Annotated in this window: 5 protein-coding genes; 2 read left to right on the forward strand and 3 right to left on the reverse strand. The window is 70.5% G+C overall.

Annotated features, from left to right (window positions below; genetic code table 11):
- Positions 1-187 precede the first annotated feature (187 nt).
- The 3 genes from VFB40_RS09535 to VFB40_RS09545 form a co-directional block, all read right to left on the reverse strand.
- A complete protein-coding gene (locus tag VFB40_RS09535) occupies positions 188-826 on the reverse strand; it encodes a hypothetical protein (RefSeq protein WP_324849030.1) in 639 nt (212 codons plus the stop codon).
- A 12-nt stretch (positions 827-838) separates the two neighbouring features.
- The gene (locus VFB40_RS09540; RefSeq protein WP_324849032.1) at positions 839-1,660 is read right to left on the reverse strand and encodes an SGNH/GDSL hydrolase family protein; all 822 of its coding nucleotides are present in this window, start codon (positions 1,658-1,660) and stop codon (positions 839-841) included.
- 200 nt (positions 1,661-1,860) lie between these two features.
- Positions 1,861-2,199: a winged helix-turn-helix transcriptional regulator gene (locus tag VFB40_RS09545; protein WP_324849034.1), complete on the reverse strand. Its 339-nt coding sequence runs from the start codon at positions 2,197-2,199 to the stop codon at positions 1,861-1,863.
- A 92-nt stretch (positions 2,200-2,291) separates the two neighbouring features.
- Here VFB40_RS09545 and VFB40_RS09550 point away from each other — a divergent pair, with 92 nt between their 5' ends.
- Both VFB40_RS09550 and VFB40_RS09555 read left to right on the forward strand, forming a co-directional pair.
- Positions 2,292-3,056 carry a group II truncated hemoglobin gene (locus VFB40_RS09550; protein WP_324849038.1) on the forward strand — a complete coding sequence of 255 codons (765 nt, stop codon included), beginning with the start codon at positions 2,292-2,294 and terminating at the stop codon, positions 3,054-3,056.
- Between the two features lie 106 nt (positions 3,057-3,162).
- A complete protein-coding gene (locus VFB40_RS09555; protein ID WP_324849036.1) occupies positions 3,163-4,020 on the forward strand; it encodes a hypothetical protein in 858 nt (285 codons plus the stop codon).
- The last annotated feature ends 51 nt before the right edge of the window (positions 4,021-4,071 follow it).

The following is a 4,071-nucleotide window of genomic DNA, read 5'->3' on the forward strand; positions in this document are numbered from 1 at the left end:
GCCGGCCGACCTGGTGGCTTTCGACGCCGACCCTACGTCCGACGTCTCAGTGCTCGCACACCCGAAGCGCGTCATCCTGCGCGGCGAAGTCGTCGCCTGAGTTCTCGCGGCGGACGCTCAGGACGCGGCGGACGCTCGGGATGCGGGAGCTCGGGCTACAGGGGACGCTCGGGACGTGGGGGAGCGGTCAGCGCGGATCGGGGCGGTCGAGGTTCCAGTGCCGCCCCGCCGAGATCGCCCACTCCGTCTCCGGGCTGTCCGGCGCCGGGCTCTTCGACAGGCCGATCCGCGTGATCACCCGCTGGCCGCCTTCCGCGTCGCCGTACAGCACGTCGATGCTGAACGGCTGTCCGTCCTTGGCGCGCTCCGTCAGGGTGGCGAACTGCTCGGCGCCGGGATCGCGCAGGGCCACCTGGCAGAACCCGTTGTCCCCGGGCGCGATGTAGATGTCGCGGGTCAGCCGGTGGAACTCCTCCGGCCGCCGGTGCTCGGCGTTGTATTCGAAGACCAGGTCCCAACCGTGCAGCACGGCCAATCCACGGCCCACGTTGCGCAGTGACGTAACCAGGTACACCGCCTCGTCACTCGCTTCCAGCACCCCGCGACCGCCGCGCACCGCCATCCACTGGCCGTCGATGAACCGCACCTTCTGCACCGGATCTTCCCAGCGCGTGGGCACCAGTATCGGCCGCAATCCGTGCAGCAGCCCGCGCTCCGCGTTACGCGCGGCCGCGTTCGCGGAGCGGGTGGAGGAGAAGGTAGCCACGGCCAGCAGCGCGGTCCCCGCCGCGGTCCCGACGTTCGCGAGCGTGCCCCAGTCGACCATCCGTCCTCCAGTTCAGCCCCGCTCGGCCGGAACGGCCTGCTCCGGCCGCTGCGGAGCCGACAGAATACGGTACGGCGCCAGCGGGCTCAGCTCCGGACGCTTCGGCGGCCGGCCGTCGCCCGAGGAGCGGCCGGTCAGCCGGCGCTTCACCCACGGCGCGAGGAATACCACCAGCCACACCAGGTCGGAGAGCTTCCGCGCGAACCAGCCGGGCCGGCGCGCGGGCAGGATCGGGGCGCGCCAGTCGAAGGACGGCTCACAGCCCAGCGCCTCCAGCACCGCCTCCGCGACCCGCCGGTGCCCCTCCGCGGACAGGTGCAGCCGATCGGGGGCGAACATCCGCGGATCGTCGAACACCCGCTGCACCGAGAGATCCACCACCAGCGCGCCGTGCCGTTCGCGGATCAGCTCCACGCTCTGCATCAGCCGCCGCACCCGGTCGGCGAAGCGGGCCATCGACGGCATGCGCACGGTGACGTCCACCGGCTGGAAGATCACCAGCACATCGCACGCCTCGGCGACCTCGGCCGCCGCCCGCTCCAACTCGGCGCACACCGCCTCGATGTCGCAACCCGGCCTGCCCATGTCGTTCAGCCCGCCCGCGAGCGTCACCAGGTCGGCGCGCATCGCCCGGGCCGTCGGCACCTGATCCGCCGTGATCTGGCGCATCAGCTTTCCGCGCACGGCGAGATTCGCGTAGCGGAAGTCCGGGTCGTCGGCGGCCAGCCGCTCGGCCACCAGGTCGGCCCAGCCGCGCGGCGAGCCGTCCGGATAGGTGTCGGCGAGGCCTTCGGTGAACGAGTCGCCGATCGCCACGAAGCTGCGTATCGGCATGTGCGGGCTGTCCAAGGCGATCGTGCCCCTTCTCGATGACGGCGGTGCTCTCACCGGCCGGCACATCCTTCCAGCGGCGCTGCACGCCGAGGCAGCGGACGCATGAAACGTTCCGCACGAACGCGTGACCGCGCGTCGAGCAGTTCGGAACGGCGCCTACCCGAGAGGGCGAAGGCGAGGGGCAGGGGAGGAGAGCAGGGCTACCGCGGCGCCTCGATGGGCGTGCCGGCGCGCTCGGCGCGAGCGGTGCCCCAGTCGTAGAGGGCCTGCAACACCGGCGCCAGGCTCCGGCCCTCCTCGGTGAGCCGGTACTCCACGTGGGCGGGCTTGGCCTGGTAGTCGATCCGCTCGACCAGGCCGTCGTCCTGCAGCTCGCGCAGGCGCTGGGCGAGCATCTTCTCGCTCATGTCGGGGATGCGGCGGCGCAGCTCGCCGTAGCGGTGCACGCCTTCCTTCAGATGCGCCAGGATGACCGGCCGCCACTTGCCGCCGATCACGTCCACCGCCAGCTCCACCGCGCAGTAGTAGCGCTTGCCCATGTCAACCCCTGTAACCTTCGACCACGAGGCCGCCTACCCACCAAAAGGTGCGTACTTGATCGCGGCCCGCCCCGGATGCTGGGCTGTTGCCTATGGTCACCGAGTACATCAGATACCGCCTGCCCGCGGAGCGCGAGGGCGGATTCGTCGCAGCATACGAACGTGCCGCGGAGGCGTTGCGGGCCGCCCCCGAGTGCGTCGACTTCGAGCTGAGCCGCTGCGCGGAGGAGCCCGCCTGCTTCATCCTGCGCATCACCTGGACCTCGGTCGAGGCACACCTGCAGGGCTTCCGCGGCGGCCCGGTGTTCGGCGCGTTCTTCCAGGCGATCCGCCCCTATGTCGCGGACATCGAAGAGATGCGGCACTACGAGGCCACCACGGTCCGCGGCGTCGGCGGCGCGGCCCCGCCGAGCCTGTACGACTGGGCGGGCGGCACCGAGGCCTTCGTCAAGCTCTGCGACGCGTTCTACCGGCTGGTGAAGGCCGACGAACTGCTCTCCCCGCTGTTCGAGTCGATGGACGCCGACCACGCCCGCTACGTCGCGTTGTGGATCGCAGAGGTCTTCGGCGGCCCGCCGGCCTACTCCGAGCAGCGCGGTGGCTACGGCCCCATGGTCGAGCGGCACCTGGGCCGGGGCATCACCGAGCCGCAGCGGCGCCGCTGGGTCAACCTGATGATGGACGCCGCCGACGAGGTCGGCCTGCCGCAGGACCCGGAGTTCCGTGCCGCCTTCGCCAGCTACCTGGAGTGGGGCACCCGCCTGGCCTTGCACAACTCGCAGCCCGGTGCGGACGTCGTCCGCAGCGCGCCGATGCCCAAGTGGGGCTGGGGCGTGGCCCCTCCGTACCAGGGCTGAGCTCAGCCCCGCGGCTGATCCGGCCACGCCGTCACCGTGACCTAACCGCTTCCGTCCCGGATACTCAAGGCATCCCCGCCTGAGACGGAGCACCCGGAGTCGAGCGTTGGCTGAGCTCAATCTGCACATCGGGGTCTACAACCACCTCAACGGCGGCATCGATCACGGCGCAGCCGGCGGCGCCGGAGCACTCGACCGGTTGGAGCGGCTGGACCGCCAGCTCGGCTTGCTCGCGTCACTGGAGCTGGACGTGCTGATCTCCACCGAGGCAAAAGGCTGGTTCGAACCGGACGACGCGCCGCTCAAGCTGGCCGCCGCGCGATTGGGCATGACGCCGCTCTGGGTGCGTGCACCCCGCCACGACTGCAACATCGTGATCTGGATCAATCCGCGCCGGTTGCACCACCCCGAGCAGCACCATGAGACGCACCACCCGTTCTGGCACGCCCAAGCGCGAACCTCGGTGCGCGTGGAGGATCTGGACGAACGGCTGTGGCTTTTCGGCGCGCACTTCAGCCCGTTCGTGCCGCAGATCCGGGTCCAAGAGGCCTACGCCACCTGCGACCTGGCCGACGGCCGGCTGACGATCGGCGGCGGCGACTTCAACGACGACGGCCTCGCGGACCCAATCCCCGACCGCAGCGGCCTGCCCGCGTACAAGCGCCTGCGACATATGCGGCCCGGCGGCGAGAGCGCAGCGAGCGTGCTGCACGCCGCGGAACTGCACGACATGGCCGCACTTCTGGAGCCGATGACCACCAGCCGACAACCGACCGCCGGTTTCGAAGACGACGCCCCCATCCGCTGCGACCGGCTCTACGTATGCCAGCGGCTGCGCGAGACGCCCCGCACGTTCAGCACACTGCCCTACGACGCGGCGCTGTCCGATCATCGCGGCATTCACGGCACGTTGGATCTCTCGGCAATGACAAAAGGCGCCCCCCGTTTCCGAGAGACGCCCTAGCCATACCTTGCGCGCTATTCGTGGTGCGCCGTCAGGGACTTGAACCCCGAA

The organism is Actinocrinis sp. (assembly GCF_035650855.1).
Lineage (GTDB): Bacteria > Actinomycetota > Actinomycetes > Streptomycetales > Catenulisporaceae > Actinocrinis.